We start from the raw sequence: 14,702 nt of genomic DNA on the forward strand, positions 1-14,702 counted from the left end.
AGAGAGCGGCGTTTGGGCTAGTGGTCAGCCGGTTAGCGAGTTGACTGCTAGAGCGTGCAGCCATAACGATGGATATCGTAGAGAGTTACTTTGAAAGATTTCCTGACGTGACAAAGCTTCACTTCCTACTTGCGCTGTTGGCCGTGACTGCTCAGTCTGCCTCCGCAGACCAAAACACCGTTACAGAGATTCAATCCAGAATATCTGTAAGTAAAGAAAATCGCTCTACAACAGCGGTACTAAGCCAATGCAAGTTGCAGGTGGAGAATGAGTTCCTCGACAATTGTTCAGATTCAAATACCGCATCTGAACAAGCATCGACGGTGGCAAAAGCTGTATGGGAAATTGACCTTTCAACAGTGGGAAACGTACAGGTATCCCCTGTCCATGGCGTGATGCATGTCGGATTGTGGCCAGTAAAACGAAATCTCATCTCAATAGTACTGGGGCGGCCTGCTGCGAGCGTGCGCCAAACGAAAATCATGTATCACTGCAATGGTGATGCATATGAGCAAGATGAGGGTGTGATGGCTGGCTTTATTTCACCTAAACCAGCAGACCCAGAATTGGCTCGCCTCCTCACAACCTATATTGAAGAGAATTGCGCTAGGTAGATAGATCAGGGAGGGGCCGATTGCGTCATGCCCGGGTCGTGGGCTGCGCCTTGTTTTTGTCATGCAGGTTTCTTGATTTGAGTTATTCCACACCGCCGCCCAAGTAAGCCGTCATCGGAGGGATATCGGCCCTCAGAATGCGGCAATCGGATGCAGGGCGCTTTTGGCCGTCTCGCGCAGGGCGCGGGTGAGGGGGGCGAGGGCTTCGGCGAAAAGGCGGGGGCATTGCCAGTAGAGAGGGGTATCGACCTCGGCCCCGGGGATCAGCACGGTGAGGTGCCCTTGAGCGATCTCGGTGCGGACCAATGCTTCGGGATTGAGGCCCCAGCCGAGGCCGAGGCGGGCCGCGTCGACGAAGCCTTGGGAGCTGGCGATGTCATGACAGGGCGGCGTGAGGCCGGGGGCCATATGCCGCGAGAGCCAGTTATGTTGCAGGCGGTCTTTTTCGTTGAAGCGCATCATAGGGGCGCGGGCCATGGCCTGTGGCGTGATCCCGTCCGTGAAATACCGTGTGATGAAGGCCGGGCTGGCGGTAGGGACATAGCGTAGTGCGCCCAAGGGCGTGACATCGCAACCGGTGACAGGCCGGGCGCTGGCGGTGATCGCGCCCATGACCTCGCCCCGGCGGGGCCAATCGGCCGAGACATCCTGATCGTCCAGCACAAGATCGAACACGTGATCGCCCAGTTGTGCCAGCGCGGGCAAAACCCATGTGGCGAGGCTAACGGCATTGACGGCGAGGCGCAGGCGGGTGCCCGGCGTGGCCTGCCCCAGATCACGCGCCAGTTGCGCATCGAGCAGGGCCAGTTGATCGGCATGGGCGGCAAGGCGGTTGCCGGTCGGCGTGCCGGTACAGGGGGTGCCGCGGGTGACGAGCCTTGTGCCGATCCGGTCCTCCAGCGCCTTGAGGCGTTGCGAAATGGCCGATTGCGTCACGCCCAGATCATGGGCCGCGCCTTCGAAGTTGCCGTTGCGCAGGATGGCGGCGAGGGCGGTGAGGTGCTTGGGGTCGATGTGCATAAGGAAAGCTTATGAGAGCGTAAGGTTTTTAATTTGTGTAATCACGTGGCGCCGCCTAAGCAAGCCCGGCACGAAAGAGGAGGCAGGGCATGCAGGCGGCAGTTGACGGGTATCTTCTGGGGTTTTCGCTGATCCTTGCGATCGGGGCGCAGAATGCCTTTGTCCTGCGGCAGGGGCTGCGGCGAGAGCATGTCTTGCCGGTGGTGCTGTTGTGCGGGGCCTCGGACGCGGTTCTGGTGACGGCGGGAGTTTTGGGGTTCGGGGCCTTGGCACGGGCGATCCCGGGGGTCGAGCAGGTGATGCTGTTCGGCGGTGTCGCCTTTTTGCTGTGGTACGGGGCACAGAACCTGATTGCGGCGTGGCGGGGTGGCGAGGTGTTGGAGGCCGGGGTGGCCGCGGGGGGCCTGCGGCGAGCGCTTTTGACCTGTCTGGCGCTGACCTGGCTCAATCCGCATGTCTATCTGGATACGGTGGTTTTGCTGGGCTCGGTCTCGGCCCAGTATGACGACACGCTGGGGTTCGGGGTGGGGGCTGTCACCGCGAGCTTCAGCTTTTTCTTCGCGCTGGGCTATGGTGCGCGGCTTCTAGCGCCGGTTTTTCGGCGGCCGGCAAGCTGGCGGGTGCTGGACGTGATCGTGGGGCTGACGATGTGGGGGATCGCGGCCAAACTGCTTTTGGGGTGAGGGGGCGCACAGGCCCTGTGCGTGAAAGGGCAGGTCTGGCCCTATGGCAGCGGCGTGCCTGGCCCTTTTCATTTCCCCCTTCGGTCTCCTAAATGCGCGCATGAGTTCCGATCAAGGCAATCGCCCCGGGTGGGGTGTCTTCTGGATGGTGGTGACGGGTCTGCAATTCGTGGGCGTCACCGCGCTTGTCAAAACGCTGGGCACGCGTATCCCCGCGCCGGAGGCGGCGTTTCTGCGGTATGTGCTGGGGCTGTTGTTCCTGCTGCCGGTACTGGGGCAGTTGCGGCGGCTGCGGCCCGGCGGGCGGGTGATGGCGCTTTTCGGGTTGCGGGGGCTGGCGCATACGGTGGGGGTGGCGCTGTGGTTTTATGCCATGGCGCGGATTCCCATCGCCGATGTGACGGCGATGAATTACCTGTCGCCGATTTATGTCACGCTGGGGGCGGCGCTGTTTCTGGGAGAGCGTCTGGCGGCGCGGCGTATTCTGGCGATCGTCGTGGCCCTTTTGGGGGCGCTGATCATCCTGCGACCGGGGTTTCGCGAGGTGGGAACCGGGCATCTGGCGATGCTTTTTACGGCGATCTTCTTTGGGGCCTCTTATCTGACGGCCAAGCGGCTGTCGCAGGAGGCGGGCCCGGGTCTGGTGGTGGCGATGCTGTCGATCACGGTGACCATCGGGCTGGCGCCGCTGGCGGTGATGAACTGGGTCTGGCCGACGGCGTGGGAGATGCTGATTCTTTTCGGTGTGGCCTGTGTGGCGACTGGCGGGCATTTCACCATGACGCTGGCCTTCCGGGCGGCCCCGCTGGCGGTGACGCAGCCGGTGACCTTCCTGCAACTGGTCTGGGCGGTGGCGCTGGGGGCGCTGGTCTTCGGCGAGGGGATCGATCCCTTCGTGGTGCTGGGCGGTCTGGTGATCGTCGGGGCCGTCAGCTTCATCAGTTGGCGGGAGGCGGTTTTGAAGGGCCGCGCGGTGACGCCGCCGGTGCCGGCCACCAAGGGGTGAGCGGTAATCGCGATCTGACGTGAAAGAATCCTTGCGCGTGGCTGCGGCCTGAGACAGAGTTTTTCCATCAAGGTGCTGCACTTCGGTCATTCGGGGTGCGGAGAATTGGGAAGCCGGTGAGAGACCGGCGCTGCCCCCGCAACGGTAAGGTTGGGGGCAAGGGCATACCGCCACTGGACCGCTGAGCATGGTCCGGGAAGGCGCCCTTGCCAGACCCGCCAAGCCCGGAAACCAGCCTTGTGTCACGTCAAGCCGCGGGGGGCGGTGTGGGCGCGCGTCATGGACCGCTTCCCGTTACAACCCCTTGCCCCAATCCGGCCCGGGGTGTGGCCGGGGAAGAGAAGTAAAAATGAGCGTCACCCAGATTCTGGATGGATTGGAATCCATGCCCGCCACCGGGGCCGAGGCCGATAATGCCGCGCGGGCGGGGTTTCTCGAGTGGGTTTTCGGAACCCCCGGCGCCACCACGCCGCAGGCCGCGCGGGACGCCTTGGCGACGGAGGCCGCGCAGGAGGCCAGCAGCCCGGCGGCGCGGGCCTTCGTGGGGTTCTTGCAGGCCGCCTGTGTGCCGGTGCGCGGCGCGCGCGGCAGGGCCCGGCGGGGCCGGGTGCTGCACTGAAGACCGGGCGCCGAAATCTTTAAAAGATTTCGGTCCGATTTCTTTTGAAGAAATCGGCGGCTAGGCCATGCCGCCCTGCACCAGCCTGTCGGCCAGTTGTGCATAGGCCTGCGCCATGGGGCTGTCCCCGGCTGCGATCGGGGTGCCTGAATCGCCGGCCAGTCGCGTGTCGAGGTCGATGGGCAGGGCGCCGAGGAAGGGGATGCCCAGCTTCTCGGATTCCGCCTGCACCCCGCCATGGCCGAAGATATGCGCCTCGTGGCCGCATTCGGGGCAGTGGAAGGTGGACATATTCTCGATCAGGCCCAGGACAGGGGTTTTCAGGGTGTTGAACATATCCATCGCCTTGCGCGCATCCAGAAGCGCCACGTCCTGCGGGGTGGAGACCACGAGCGCGCCGGTGGGGGCGGATTTCTGGCACAGGGTCAGTTGCACATCGCCGGTGCCGGGGGGCAGGTCGACGATGAGCACATCCAGTTCGCCCCAGTTCACCTGCGTCATCATCTGTTGCAGCGCCCCCATGAGCATCGGGCCGCGCCAGACCACGGCCTTGTCGGGGTCGAGCATCAGCCCGATGGACATAAGCGTGACGCCATGGGCGTGCAGCGGTTCGATGATCTTGCCATCGGGGCTGGCGGGGCGCCCGGTGGCCCCCATCATGCGCGGCTGGCTGGGGCCATGTATATCGGCATCCAGAAGGCCGACGCGACGGCCCTGCTTGGCCAGTGCCACGGCGAGGTTCGAGGACACGGTGGATTTGCCGACACCGCCCTTGCCCGAGGCCACGGCGAGGATCGAGCGCACACCGGCGGGGCGCACGGGCTCGTCGCCGCCCTTGGGGTGGCCGCCGATCTTGAGGCTGGGCGCCTCTTTTGCGGGGGCCTGCTTGCCGCCGTCATGGGCGGTGAGCGCGACACTGGCCCGCGCGACCCCCGGGACAGATAGGGCGGCACGTTCTGCCGCGGCGCGCAATGGCTCCATTTGCTGGGCTTCGGCGGGCGAGGGGGCCTCGATCACGAATCGGGCCGTGTCGCCTTCGATGGAGAGGGCGCGCACCATGTCGCGCGAGACCAGATTGCCACCGCCGGGAAGCTCCAGCTTCCTTAGTTCGTCGAGAATTGCATCGCGTGTCGCTGCCATGTCTGCCGCCCCTTTTATCACCTTGCCGCAATAGGTGGCAGGTTTCGCGCCACAAGCAAGGGGGGCCGGGCCGTTTGATTAAAAAATCCCCTGATTGCTTAACGTTAGGTCAGCTTGGCTTATGCAATTTCTGCATAGCAGCATTGAATGATCCGGGGATTGTGCAGGTGCAGCATTGCGTTATCTTAGGATCAACAAACGAAACGCGACGCACTTCGGTGTGACACCAGTAAAAAGACCGGTAAAGACGATGACCTTTGCACATGACACCCGGGCCTCGAACGCAGCCCTCGCCTTGGAAATCAGCGCGGCTGTCAGCCAGTTCTTCCAGCGGATTGACGATTATCGTCTGTACCGCAAGACCCTGCGCACCCTGCGCGATCTGGATGACCGCACGCTGGCGGACCTGGGCCTGCATCGCTCGGGCCTGCGGGCCGAAGCCCTGAAGGCGACCTACGGCGTCGTGCGGTAAGGAAATACGGAATCGGATGTCTCTCTCCTCCTCCCTGAGACATTCGTGACTGGCGGCGGCGCTCTCTCCTCCTCCCTGAGTGCCGCCGCCCAAAATACCCCCGGGCCACCTCCCGGTCCGGACAAGTTGAACGGCTGATCCTCTCCTCCTCCCTGGATCGGACGTGAAAAGAACGGCGGTGCTCTCTCCTCCTCCCTGAGCACCGCCGTTTTTTATTTTTCGCCGATGGCTTGACGGGCGCGCCGGGCGGTGGCTTCGTTCCGGGCAGAAATGGGAGGCTCCATGAGCGTTGAGACAATAGCACCCGAAACCCGCGCGGCGATTATCGCGGCGGTGCAGGACGGGTTTGCCGGGCAGGTTGATTTCCTGTCGGAGTTCACCGCGATCCGCAGTCGGCGGCATTGCGAGGGGGAGGCTTTGGATTTCATGGCCCGGGCCTTGCACGCGCGGGGCTGGGAGGTGGATGACTGGACGGTCGAAACCCAGAATTTGAGCGATGAACCGGGATTCGTCGATTGCGCGGGCGAGGTGCCCTCGGTGCGCTCGGTGGTCGGGACGCTGGAGGGGGCTGGCGAGGGGCGGTCCCTGATCCTTCAGGGGCATGTGGATGTGGTGCCCGAAGGGCCGGACGCCATGTGGCAGGTGCCGCCCTATGCCCCCCATGTGCGGGATGGCTGGATGTACGGGCGTGGCGCGGGCGACATGAAGGCGGGCAAAGTGGCCGCGTTGTTTGCCGTCGAGGCCCTGCGTCGGGCGGGATATGTGCCCAAGGGGCGGCTGCATTATCAATCGGTGGTCGAAGAGGAATCCTCGGGACTTGGGGCCTTGGCGACGCTGGCGCGGGGGTATCGCGCCGATTGCGCCTTTATCCCCGAACCCACGGGCCTTGGCCTTGTGCGCGCACAGGTGGGCGCGATCTGGTTCCGGCTCAAGGTGCGGGGGCGGCCCGCGCATGTGGCCTATGCGGGGACCGGGGCAAGTGCGATCACGGCGGCGATGCACCTGATGGGCGCCTTGCAGGAGATGGAGGCGGCGTGGAATGCCGAGGCCGCAGCGCATCCGTGGTACAAGGGCGTCGCGCATCCGCTGACCTTCAATGCGGGGTGGATCGAGGGCGGCGATTGGGCCTCGTCCCTGCCGGCGTGGTGCGATGTGGAATGCCGCATGGGTGTCTTGCCCGGCGATGACGTGGCCGCGCGCAAGGCCCGGATCGAGGCCGTGGTGGCCGAGGCCGCCGCGCGGCACCCTTTTCTGTGCGACACCCCGCCCGAGATCGAATGGCATGGGTTTCAGGCGGATGGTTTCGTGCTGGAAGGGGCCGAGGCGCCGGAGGCCGCGCTTGCCGTGGCCCACGAGGCGGCGACCGGGCAAGTGGGGCCGGAGGACCAGATATGGACTGCATTGACCGACACCCGGTTTTACGGGCTTTACCACGGTATCCCGGCGCTCTGTTACGGCCCGACGGCCGAGTCGATCCATGGCTTTGACGAGCGGGTCGATCTGGGTTCGGTGCAGCGTTGCACCGAGGTGATCGCGCTGTTCATCGCCGAATGGTGCGGGCTGCGGGCGGTTTAAAGGATCTGGGCGCGGTGATTTATCCCATTTGCCCCTGCGGGGAAGACGGTAAGCTATACCCGGTCGCAGATTGGGGGAAGGATGATCCAGCGCTGTCTTCTGGCCGTGATCCTCGGGGTGTTGCCCGGGGTGCTTTGGGCTCATGCCTCGGAGCAGGGATTCGTCCTGCTGTTGCCGACGGAGGTTTACATCACCGCGGGCGTGACCACTGTGGCCCTGACCGTGGTCTTGTTGGCGATTTTGCCGGCATGGGTGGCGGCGCGGCTGTTTGCGCCCTTTGGGGGGCTGTTGCTGCGCGGGGTGCCGCTTTGGCATGTGACGAGCCTCCTGTCGACCGTTTTGCTGGCCTTCGTGGTCTGGCGCGGTGTGGTGGGGCCACATGATCCGCTGACCAATCCCTTGCCACTCTTCGTCTGGACGGTGTTCTGGATCGGTCTTGTCTCGCTTCAGGGGCTTTTGGGCAATCACTGGCGCTGGACCAACCCTTGGACGGGGTTGGTGACGCTTTTGGGCTGGGCCACGGGACGCCGCGCGCCGATCCGGTATCCGCGTGTCTTGGGCTATGGGCCGGGAATTGTCGGATTCCTGGGATTCGCGGGGTTCCTTATGGCCGATCCGGCCCCGACGGACCCGGAGCGGCTTGCAATCGTGGTGGGGGGATATTGGTACCTGACGCTGATGGGGGTGACGCTGTTCGGTCCACGCTGGATGGTGCGGGCCGAGGCGATCACCATTTTGATGCGGGCCTATGGGCGTATGGGGCTGTTGGGGCGGATGCGCGGGCGTCTGGCGATTGGCCTGTGGGGCTGGCAAATCCTGACGCGGTCAAGGCCGGGGCTTGGCCTTGCCGTCTTTATCCTTCTGATGCTGGGGTCGGGAAGCTTCGACGGGGTGAACGAGACCTTCTGGTGGTTGGGTGTGCTGGGGATCAACCCGTTGGAGTTTCCGGGCCGTTCGGTGGTGATCACGCAAAACCTTGTCGGGCTGGGGGTGGCCAATGCGGCGTTGATCGCGGCCTTTTCCGCCTGTCTGTGGCTGGGCGAACGGGTCGCGGGCACCCGGCGCCCCCTGGGCGAAGTGTTTTGCCTATATGCGCCGACGATCCTGCCGATCGCGCTGGGCTATCACGTGGCGCATTACCTGACGGCCTTTCTGGTGGAGGGGCAATATGTGATCAAGGGTCTGACCGACCCGATGGGGACGGGGGCGGACCTTTTGAATCTTGGCACCTTTTACGTGACCACCGGGTTTTTCCATACCCCCGATACGGTCAGGTTGATCTTCCTTGCGCAAGCCGGGGCGGTGGTGGTGGGCCATGTGATCGCCATTCTGCTGGCTCATGCGCTGGCGGTGCGGGGGCATGGCGACAATTGGCGCGCGGTGCTGGGGCAGGCCCCCTTGGCCCTGTTCATGATCGCCTATACGGTTTTCGGGCTGTGGCTATTGGCTTCGCCGCGCGGGATATGACGGATTTTCGCCCCCAGGCAGGAAAACAGAACCGTAAGCCCTGCGGCATTGCTGCTTGATAGGCAGAAAATCCATCAAACCGGCGCTACGTGAAACAGAAATTCGCAAAGCCGGGGCGTGGGATCGATGGGGCCGGGCCCTAAGCACTGGACAAGCGGGGCCTCGTGACGCAGGTTTGCCGCCAAGCGGCGAGAGGCGCCGTGTTAAAGATCACTACCGGAGTCGTCAGATGACCACCCAGAGTTCCAAAACCCCGAAAACGCCCATTACCACCACGCGCCGTGGTGCGCTCAAGACCCTTGCGGGGGGCGTTGCGGGGGCCGCGAGCCTGCCGATGTGGGCGCGCTATGCGCAGGCACAAAGCGCCGAGCCCATCAAGATCGGCTTTCAGGTGCACCGTACCGGGATCGGCGCGGCCTATGGCCGGTGGTATGACCGGACCACGCAGGCAGCGGTGAAGCTGATCAACGAGGGCGGCGGCATCAATGGCCGCCCCGTCGAGATCGTGGCCGAGGATGACGGCACCGACCCCAAGCGCGGCGCCGAAGTGGTTGAGAAATTCGCCACGCAGCACAACTGTGACATCGGCTTTGGCACGCTGTTTTCCCATGTGGTCGTCGGCTCGGCGCCCCGCGCCGGCGAGTTGAAACTGCCCTATTTCGTGGTCTCGGAAGGGACGCATGTCTCGTCGGGGATGCTGAACCGCTATACCCTGCAGCCGGGGATCACCGATGTCCGCAGCCAAGTGATTTCCATGGCCCCTTACATCACTGAGAACCTTGGCAAGAAGGTCACGATGATCTTTCCCGATTATGGCTTTGGCTACGATCACCGCGACAACCTTGCCCCGGCCATCGAGGCACAGGGCGGCGAGGTGGTGGCCAAGATCGCGATTCCGCCCTCGGAAACCTCGTTCACCCGCTATTTCCCGAAAATCCCGCGCGACACCGACGTTGTGTATCACGTGATGGTCGGGCCCGGCGTGCTGACCTTCGTGAAGGAGATGGGCGAGTTCTTTGGCGGGCAGGGTCCGGAGCTGTTCGGGTTCATCGACAGCCTCGAGGCCGTGGCGATGGACAGCCCCGGTCTGGAATTCCTGGAAGGCAGCCATTTCTGGGAGGGTATGTGCCGTCACAGCCAGCCCGATGAAAGCGAGTACGAAACATTCTACCGGCAGGCCGTGGGGGTCGATGCCCGGGGGGCGTCGATCAGCGATCCGACGGATGTCTCGACCTATGGCCACATGTTCGGCTGTTGGGAAACCCTGCATGTGGTCAAGGCGGGCATGGAGGCCGCGGGATACCGCGGGCCACAGGACCGTGCCGCGCTGATCGAGGCGGTGGAGGCCATGACGGATATGCCGCTGAGCCAGGCGCACCCGCAGGGGGCCAAGCGGTTCAACGGCAAGACCCACCAGGTCTTTGGGCATCAGTATATCAGCAAGGTCGAGGGAGGGATGCTCAAGCGGGTGCATACCACGTCGATCGAGGACACGATGTATCCCGACGCGGTGGATTACACCACGCGGTCCTTCTGACCCGGGGCGTTTATCGGACGGGGGGCGGGGGCTCTGCCCCCAACGTTGAAACCCGATGGGTTTCAACGTCTCCCCCGGGATATTTGTGAAAAGAAGAAGGGCCGGCGGTTTGGGGCGGTCGGCAAGATGGCATGGATGATGTTTTGACATGGGGCGCCCGGGCGCAGGCGCGGGCCATCGCCGAGGGAGAGTTGAGCGCCGAGGACCTGATGCGCGCCACCTTGCTGCGGATTGCAGAGGTGAACCCGGGGTTGAATGCCGTGGTTTCGCTGCGGGACGAGGGGGTGCTTTTGGCCGAGGCGAAGGCGGCGGACAATCGCGCGCCCGAGGGGCCGCTCCATGGCCTGCCGATTGCCATCAAGGACCTGGCCGATGCCAAGGGCCTGCCCACCTCGCATGGCTCTCCGGCCTTTGCCGGGCAGGTGGCGGCGCGCGACAGCCTGCATGTGGCGCGGTTGCGGGCGGCGGGGGCGATTGTCATCGGCAAGACCAACACGCCCGAATTCGGCCTTGGCAGCCATACTTACAATCCCGTGCACGGGGCGACCTGCAACCCCTATGACACCACGCGATCCTGCGGCGGGTCCTCGGGCGGGGCGGCGGTGGCGCTGGCCGCGGGGATGCTCTCGATTGTCGATGGGTCGGACATGATGGGCAGCCTGCGCAATCCGGCGGGCTGGTGCAATGTCTATGGGCACAGGCCCACATGGGGGCTGGTGCCCGCGACGCCCGAGGGGGAGAGTTTCCTGCATCCGATGGCCACCAACGGCCCGATGGCGCGCACGCCCGAGGATCTGGCGCTGTTGCTGGAGGTCATGGCCGGGCCGGAGGCGCGGCAACCTTATGGATGCGCCGTGCCGGCCCTTTCGGTTGGCGGGGGCGCCAAGGGCGCGCGCATCGCTTGGCTGGGCGATTGGGGCGGGGCCTTTCCTTATGAGGAGGGGATCGCGCCGCTCTGCGAGGCGGCATTGGCGGTGATGGAGGCGCAAGGCGCCGTAGTGGAGCCTTTGGCGCCGCCCTTTGATCGCGATCTCATGTGGCAGAGCTGGAAAACCCTGCGCCATTGGGCCGTGGCGGCAAAGTTCGCCCCGCTTCTGGAGGCGCCGGAGACGCGCGACCTGCTCAAGCCCGAGGCGGTTTGGGAGATCGAACAGGGCCGGGCCCTGAGCGCATTGGAGGTGCATCGCGCCAGTGAAATCCGGTCCGAGTGGTTCCGCGTGGCGGCGGGGGTGTTCGAGGCGTATGATGCATTGGCCCTGCCCACGGCGCAGGTCTGGCCCTTCCCGGTCGAATGGGACTGGCCGCACGAGGTGGCGGGGCAGGCGATGGATACTTACCACCGCTGGATGGAGGTTGTCGTGCCCGCCAGCCTTGCCGGGTTGCCCGCCGTGGCGATGCCTGCGGGGTTCGGTGCGCAGGGCCTGCCGATGGGGGTGCAACTGATCGGGCCGCGGGGCGGTGACGGGGCGCTGCTGCGGTTGGCGCAGGGGTATCACGATGCCACCGATTGGCCGGGCCAGCGGCCCGCGATAACCTGAATTGCAATTGTATCTTTGTGACCTGCGGCATTTTGGCTAGTCTTTCCCGTAACGGGAGGACAAGACATGCAGCCAGAGAAGCCGCTAGGCGTGCCCGATATGGGCGCGGTCAATATATCCATGCTTGCCGAGGCCCTGCGCCGGGGCTGGGCCGACATGAAGCGTGCGCCGGGATATGCCCTTGTTTTTGCGGGGGTTTACGTGGTGATCGGCTGGATCATGGCCTATGTGACATGGGTCACCGGGCAGACCTATTGGTTAATCTTCGCCGCCGTGAGCTTTCCGTTGATCGGCCCTTTCGCGGCGGTCGGGTTCTACGAGGTGAGCCATCGGTTGCAGATGGGCCTGCCGCTGGAACGGAACGAGATTTTCGGCGTCGTGTGCCATCAGGGCAAGCGGCAGTTGCCCTCGCTGTGCGCGGTGATCATCATCCTGTTCCTGTTCTGGTTCTTCCTGGCGCATATGATCTTTGCCCTGTTCCTGGGCTTTTCGACGATGACCAATATTTCAAGCAGCTACGAGGTGTACCTGACGCGCGAGGGGCTGACGATGCTGGCCTTCGGGAGCGTCGTTGGGGCGGGGTTTGCCCTGTTATTATACAATATCACGGTGATCGCCCTGCCGCTCTTGCTGGATCGTGAGGTGGATTTCGTGACCGCGATGATCACCAGCTTTCAGGTGGTGATGGGCAACCCGGTGCCGATGCTGGCCTGGGCGGGTTTCATCGCAGTGGTGACATTCGTTGCCATGCTGCCATGGTTTTTCGGGCTGTTCCTTGTGCTGCCGCTTTTGGGCCACGCGACATGGCATTTGTACCGCTTGATCTGTGAGGCCGGTGTGCAAGAGGCCGCAGCGATTTGAGTGTCGTTCAGTTGGTCCTGTGCTATCCTTGATCATCCTGACCCTAGGGGTGGCAAAGGCAAGATCACATGACAAGCAATAACGCATTCTGGGACAAGATCGCCGAACGGTACGCGGCGATGCCCGTGGGAAACCAAACGGCCTATGAGCAGACGGTTGAGCGGGTGGCCAGCCATCTTAACGCCAGTGATCAGGTGGTCGAGGTTGGCTGTGGCACCGCGACGACGGCATTGGCACTGGCCCCCAAGGTGGCGCGGATGCTGGCCACCGATGCCTCCGCCGAGATGGTGCGGATCGGGCGCGAGAAGGCCGAGGCGCAGGATGTGGAGAATATCGAAATCCTTCAGGCGGGGATAGACGACCCGCGACTGGCCACCGGGCAACATGACGCCGTGATGGCCTTCAGCCTGCTGCATCTGGTCGATGATCTGGACGCAACGCTTGTGCAGGTGGCGCGGATGCTGAAACCCGGCGGGCTGTTCATCTCGAAAACCCCGTGCCTGCGCGCGATGTGGTATCTGCGCCCGGTGCTGCCGGTTTTACGCCTGATGGGCAAGGCCCCGGGTGGTGTGGCGTTTTTCAGCCCCGAGGTGCTTGAGGCCGCGATCCGGCGGGCAGGATTCGAGATCGTCGAGACAGGCGATTACCCGGCCAAGACACCTCCGCGTCGGTTTGTGGTGGCGCGGAAAGGGTAATTGCGGCGCGCGAGGCGTTATGCCTCGCGCCCATGTTGCTTTAGCCGTGCGTGCAGGTCTTGGGCATGTGGCGCCCCGGCCTCAAGCGCGAAGACATAGGCATGTGTGAGGTAGAAACAGGACGCATCCAGATCATTCGCACCGTCGGCCGCTTCGGAATATAGCTTGATCAGCGCCATGCGATCGTTCGCCTCATGGGCGGAAATCATTCGGGCATCCAGATCCTTCATTCCGCGGCCCTCGCTTTGGCACGGTGGGTTTCGACCTTGCTGGCCACCCAATCGTGGAAGTTGTGGGTCGGGCCATCCATGGCCGGGCTGAAGCGGCCACCGTCGAAGTTGGCAGCGTGGCGGCCCCGCTGCATGCCTTCCACCACGAAGATGTCTTCCTCGAACACGGTCTTCCAAAGCTGGGTGTTGCGCATGCGCAGGCCCTCGTCGCTTTGCGGGACCGAGTAATAGAGGTGGATGTGCTCCACGGTCTTTTCCGGACCCTTGGGTTCAAGGATGATGGCGAAGGCATGGTCGCGGTGGGTGCCCAGAAGGACATTGGGGTAGACCGCGATATATTCGGCCTGTTCGTTCCACTTGGCGCCGACTTCCTCGAAATCGGGGAATTTCTCGCCGTTCTCATTGGTCAGCTGGCGATAGACCATGGTGCCTTGCCCCGAATATTCGCCCGGCTTTTCGATGTTGTAGTGATCTTCCAGCTTGGAATAGCTGTTCAGCCCCGGATGCACCCAAGGCAGGTGGTAGCTTTCGCAGTAGTTTTCGACCGCGAGTTTCCAGTTGGTTTGCACTTCCAGTTCAAACCGGCTGTCGTGGCCGCCGTGGTAGAGGGGCAGTTCGAATTCGCTCCAGCGTTTCATGATGTCGGCCATGGCGTCTTCGAACGCGGGCGCATCGCCCGAGACATTGATCCAGACGACATCGCGCCAGATGTGGCTGCGGACTTCGATCAGGCCCAGATCGTCGCGCTTGATCGCCTCGTGGGTGTTGTGGCCGGGGCCGCCCACATGCGGGGTGGAAACAAGGTTGCCCTTGGTCGAATAGCACCACGAATGATAGGGGCAGCGAATGGCGCCTTCGATCTTGCGCGGCTCTTCGACAAGGATCATGCCACGGTGGCGGCAGATGTTCTGGAACACCCGCACCTGTCCTTCTTTATCACGCAGCAGCAAGAGCGGCATGCCGAGGAATTCCATCGGCACGGCATCGCCCGCCTCGGGCACATCGGCGGCGACGGCCAGACCGGCCCATTGCGAGAACAAAAGCGCCTGCTTTTCTTCCTGGAAGATGGCCTCATCGATATAGTGTTCGTTGGGCAGGCCATTGGCCTTTTCAACGCTGTTACGCACGTTCGACAGGTCTGTGACGGTCTGCGTCATTGTGGTCTCCTGAATGTTGGTATCATTGGACCACAGCAGAATAATGGACTGCAAAACCGACAAATCGCGACCTGGGTTTCCTCAAGGC

15 protein-coding genes and 1 riboswitch are annotated in these 14,702 nt (G+C 63.5%); of the genes, 11 read left to right on the plus strand and 4 right to left on the minus strand.

The genetic code is table 11. The features are described from left to right. Window positions 1–68 precede the first annotated feature (68 nt). The gene (locus FDP25_RS15690; RefSeq protein WP_154154437.1) at window positions 69–614 is read left to right on the plus strand and encodes a hypothetical protein; all 546 of its coding nucleotides are present in this window, start codon (window positions 69–71) and stop codon (window positions 612–614) included. Window positions 615–746: 132 nt separating this feature from the next. Here the strand turns inward: FDP25_RS15690 and FDP25_RS15695 are convergent, their stop codons facing one another. Continuing rightward, window positions 747–1,634, minus strand: a complete 888-nt coding sequence (locus FDP25_RS15695) for a LysR family transcriptional regulator ArgP (RefSeq protein WP_154154440.1) — start codon at window positions 1,632–1,634, stop codon at window positions 747–749. 89 nt (window positions 1,635–1,723) lie between these two features. Between FDP25_RS15695 and FDP25_RS15700 the strand changes: the two genes are divergently transcribed. The 3 genes from FDP25_RS15700 to FDP25_RS15710 all read left to right on the plus strand — a co-directional run bounded on the left by FDP25_RS15700 (window position 1,724) and on the right by FDP25_RS15710 (window position 3,942). Continuing rightward, window positions 1,724–2,317, plus strand: a complete 594-nt coding sequence (locus FDP25_RS15700) for a LysE/ArgO family amino acid transporter (protein WP_154154442.1) — start codon at window positions 1,724–1,726, stop codon at window positions 2,315–2,317. Between the two features lie 100 nt (window positions 2,318–2,417). Then, complete coding sequence (locus FDP25_RS15705) at window positions 2,418–3,323, plus strand: DMT family transporter (RefSeq protein ID WP_246175945.1); 906 nt, start codon at window positions 2,418–2,420, stop codon at window positions 3,321–3,323. A 53-nt stretch (window positions 3,324–3,376) separates the two neighbouring features. After that, window positions 3,377–3,577: riboswitch (cobalamin riboswitch) on the plus strand. Between the two features lie 95 nt (window positions 3,578–3,672). Then, window positions 3,673–3,942: a hypothetical protein gene (locus FDP25_RS15710; RefSeq protein WP_154154445.1), complete on the plus strand. Its 270-nt coding sequence runs from the start codon at window positions 3,673–3,675 to the stop codon at window positions 3,940–3,942. Between the two features lie 60 nt (window positions 3,943–4,002). On the opposite strand, the gene FDP25_RS15715 is transcribed toward FDP25_RS15710, so the two are convergent. Next, complete coding sequence (locus tag FDP25_RS15715) at window positions 4,003–5,082, minus strand: Mrp/NBP35 family ATP-binding protein (protein ID WP_154154448.1); 1,080 nt, start codon at window positions 5,080–5,082, stop codon at window positions 4,003–4,005. A gap of 250 nt (window positions 5,083–5,332) precedes the next feature. On the opposite strand from FDP25_RS15715, the gene FDP25_RS15720 reads away from it, so the two are divergent. The 7 genes from FDP25_RS15720 (at window position 5,333) to FDP25_RS15750 (ending at window position 13,227) form a co-directional block, all read left to right on the plus strand. Continuing rightward, a complete protein-coding gene (locus FDP25_RS15720; protein WP_154154451.1) occupies window positions 5,333–5,554 on the plus strand; it encodes a DUF1127 domain-containing protein in 222 nt (73 codons plus the stop codon). Between the two features lie 282 nt (window positions 5,555–5,836). Beyond that, window positions 5,837–7,129, plus strand: coding sequence for an ArgE/DapE family deacylase (locus FDP25_RS15725; RefSeq protein WP_154154454.1), 1,293 nt, complete (start codon window positions 5,837–5,839; stop codon window positions 7,127–7,129). An 81-nt stretch (window positions 7,130–7,210) separates the two neighbouring features. Continuing rightward, window positions 7,211–8,596, plus strand: coding sequence for a hypothetical protein (locus tag FDP25_RS15730; protein WP_154154457.1), 1,386 nt, complete (start codon window positions 7,211–7,213; stop codon window positions 8,594–8,596). A 229-nt stretch (window positions 8,597–8,825) separates the two neighbouring features. Further along, complete coding sequence (locus tag FDP25_RS15735; protein WP_154154459.1) at window positions 8,826–10,133, plus strand: ABC transporter substrate-binding protein; 1,308 nt, start codon at window positions 8,826–8,828, stop codon at window positions 10,131–10,133. Window positions 10,134–10,264: 131 nt separating this feature from the next. Beyond that, a complete protein-coding gene (locus FDP25_RS15740; RefSeq protein WP_154154462.1) occupies window positions 10,265–11,671 on the plus strand; it encodes an amidase in 1,407 nt (468 codons plus the stop codon). 66 nt (window positions 11,672–11,737) lie between these two features. Further along, window positions 11,738–12,532, plus strand: coding sequence for a DUF2189 domain-containing protein (locus FDP25_RS15745; RefSeq protein ID WP_154154465.1), 795 nt, complete (start codon window positions 11,738–11,740; stop codon window positions 12,530–12,532). A 68-nt stretch (window positions 12,533–12,600) separates the two neighbouring features. Next, window positions 12,601–13,227 (plus strand): class I SAM-dependent methyltransferase, encoded by a 627-nt coding sequence (locus FDP25_RS15750; protein ID WP_154154467.1) that lies wholly within the window; start codon window positions 12,601–12,603, stop codon window positions 13,225–13,227. A gap of 17 nt (window positions 13,228–13,244) precedes the next feature. Here FDP25_RS15750 and FDP25_RS15755 read toward each other — a convergent pair whose 3' ends face one another. Further along, a complete protein-coding gene (locus FDP25_RS15755) occupies window positions 13,245–13,457 on the minus strand; it encodes a hypothetical protein (RefSeq protein WP_154154470.1) in 213 nt (70 codons plus the stop codon). Continuing rightward, a complete protein-coding gene (locus FDP25_RS15760) occupies window positions 13,454–14,614 on the minus strand; it encodes an aromatic ring-hydroxylating oxygenase subunit alpha (protein WP_154154473.1) in 1,161 nt (386 codons plus the stop codon). Before FDP25_RS15760 ends, FDP25_RS15755 begins: the two co-directional genes overlap by 4 nt. Between the last annotated feature and the right edge of the window lie 88 nt (window positions 14,615–14,702).

The organism is Roseovarius bejariae (assembly GCF_009669325.1).
Taxonomy (GTDB): Bacteria; Pseudomonadota; Alphaproteobacteria; order Rhodobacterales; family Rhodobacteraceae; genus Roseovarius; species Roseovarius bejariae.

Excerpts from the sequence above, each read along its gene's own strand:
- FDP25_RS15690 (WP_154154437.1), top strand. The coding sequence starts at position 69 with ATGGATATCGTAGAGAGTTACTTTGAAAGATTTCCTGACGTGACAAAG.
- FDP25_RS15695 (WP_154154440.1), bottom strand. The coding sequence starts at position 1,634 with ATGCACATCGACCCCAAGCACCTCACCGCCCTCGCCGCCATCCTGCGC.
- FDP25_RS15700 (WP_154154442.1), top strand. The coding sequence starts at position 1,724 with ATGCAGGCGGCAGTTGACGGGTATCTTCTGGGGTTTTCGCTGATCCTT.
- FDP25_RS15705 (WP_246175945.1), top strand. The coding sequence starts at position 2,418 with ATGAGTTCCGATCAAGGCAATCGCCCCGGGTGGGGTGTCTTCTGGATG.
- FDP25_RS15710 (WP_154154445.1), top strand. The coding sequence starts at position 3,673 with ATGAGCGTCACCCAGATTCTGGATGGATTGGAATCCATGCCCGCCACC.
- FDP25_RS15715 (WP_154154448.1), bottom strand. The coding sequence starts at position 5,082 with ATGGCAGCGACACGCGATGCAATTCTCGACGAACTAAGGAAGCTGGAG.
- FDP25_RS15720 (WP_154154451.1), top strand. The coding sequence starts at position 5,333 with ATGACCTTTGCACATGACACCCGGGCCTCGAACGCAGCCCTCGCCTTG.
- FDP25_RS15725 (WP_154154454.1), top strand. The coding sequence starts at position 5,837 with ATGAGCGTTGAGACAATAGCACCCGAAACCCGCGCGGCGATTATCGCG.
- FDP25_RS15730 (WP_154154457.1), top strand. The coding sequence starts at position 7,211 with ATGATCCAGCGCTGTCTTCTGGCCGTGATCCTCGGGGTGTTGCCCGGG.
- FDP25_RS15735 (WP_154154459.1), top strand. The coding sequence starts at position 8,826 with ATGACCACCCAGAGTTCCAAAACCCCGAAAACGCCCATTACCACCACG.
- FDP25_RS15740 (WP_154154462.1), top strand. The coding sequence starts at position 10,265 with ATGGATGATGTTTTGACATGGGGCGCCCGGGCGCAGGCGCGGGCCATC.
- FDP25_RS15745 (WP_154154465.1), top strand. The coding sequence starts at position 11,738 with ATGCAGCCAGAGAAGCCGCTAGGCGTGCCCGATATGGGCGCGGTCAAT.
- FDP25_RS15750 (WP_154154467.1), top strand. The coding sequence starts at position 12,601 with ATGACAAGCAATAACGCATTCTGGGACAAGATCGCCGAACGGTACGCG.
- FDP25_RS15755 (WP_154154470.1), bottom strand. The coding sequence starts at position 13,457 with ATGAAGGATCTGGATGCCCGAATGATTTCCGCCCATGAGGCGAACGAT.
- FDP25_RS15760 (WP_154154473.1), bottom strand. The coding sequence starts at position 14,614 with ATGACGCAGACCGTCACAGACCTGTCGAACGTGCGTAACAGCGTTGAA.